This window comes from Paenibacillus sp. N119s (genome assembly GCF_059447605.1).
On sequence record NZ_JCAJRU010000440.1, the window covers coordinates 1 to 1,393 of the forward strand.

General features: G+C 44.2%; 3 protein-coding genes. All 3 read right to left on the bottom strand.

Translation table 11 applies throughout. The annotated features are described in order from the left end of the window. A partial coding sequence (locus AC5V8P_RS25565; protein WP_495474050.1) for an amino acid kinase family protein occupies positions 1-427 on the bottom strand: 427 nt, incomplete at its 3' end. 195 nt (positions 428-622) lie between these two features. Beyond that, entirely contained in the window at positions 623-1,180 is a 558-nt protein-coding gene (gene efp / locus AC5V8P_RS25570) for an elongation factor P (protein ID WP_013371789.1), read from the bottom strand. A gap of 33 nt (positions 1,181-1,213) precedes the next feature. Next, positions 1,214-1,393 (bottom strand): M24 family metallopeptidase (locus tag AC5V8P_RS25575; RefSeq protein WP_495474051.1); only part of this gene is annotated, 180 nt, incomplete at its 5' end.

A 1,393-nucleotide genomic window follows, 5' to 3' on the forward strand; every position in this document is an offset into this window, starting at 1 on the left:
CATCTGCAGACATCCCCTGGAAACCAGCAACAACAACAATTTTGTTGCTGCTCAGGGCATCCAGCACACGTTGAGGTTGAATATCCGTAATCCGTGCCCGACCAAAGTCAGATTCAGTACGGAAGCCAGCCTGCCATCCCGTAAACGATACCGCTTCATGACCGAGCTGCTGAATAGCCATGGACAATAATGCAATTGAAATTTGCTCGCCTGTCGTCATCAACATATCCAGCTCACGTGCAGGCAATTGCTCATTTAATAGTTTGGCCTGGTCAATCAATTCGTCTGTCGTGTCTCCCATTGCGGAAACGACCACTACACATTGATGCCCTTCACTCTGTTTCTCAACAACGCGTTTTGCTACGCGTTTCATGCGCTCCGTGTCACCGACGGAACTGCCTCCGAATTTCATGACATACAAAGACAACGATATTCACTCCCTCAGACTCAACAGTATGTAACCTTGAGATGGCACCAAATGAATTGCACGTGACATCCTGCGGCATAACTTTAGTACAGTATAATACGAAAGTGCTGTGTGGAGCCAATGTTTTTTAATATTCGTACATATAAAAATATCCCCTGCCCTTTACAAGGACAGAGGAACCAAAAGCTGTAAAAATTATGCGCGGGACATGTATTTACCGTCACGAGTATCAATTAACAATACGTCGTCCTGATTAATAAACAGAGGAACTTGAACATTCAGGCCTGTTTCCAGTTTGGCATTTTTGGTCGCACCTGTAGCTGTGTTACCTTTAATACCTGGTTCTGTTTCAATTACTTTCAGTTCCACGCTGGTAGGCAGGTTGATACCCAGGATTTCTCCGTTGTAGCTTATGATATTTACATTCATGTTTTCTTTCAGGAAGTTAAGCTCCCATTTCAGTTGGTCGCTGGACAATGTAAATTGATCATATGTTTCGTTGTCCATGAAAGTATGATCGTCTGCACTAGCATACAGATAAGATACACCACGGTTTTCGATTTGCGCCCGGCCGATGGTTTCACCCGCACGGAATGTACGTTCAACTGTATTACCGTTACGCAGGTTTTTCAACTTGGAGCGTACGAATGCCGCGCCTTTACCCGGTTTTACGTGTTGAAAATCCAGAACTGTAAAAATATCTCCGTCTACCTCGACGGTCAAACCTGTTTTAAAATCATTAACGTTAATCACTAAAATACCCCTCCTACAGGACTGTTATCGTTATTAAACGACTGTAAATTCTTTGCTCGAATACGTTAATACTTTGATGCCGCTATCTGTAATAACGATATCATCCTCGATCCGTACACCGCCCAATCCAGGCACATAGATACCTGGTTCGACCGTTACAACCATGCCCGGCTCCAGAATATCATCACTTGCCTTCGACAGGCGTGTAGATTC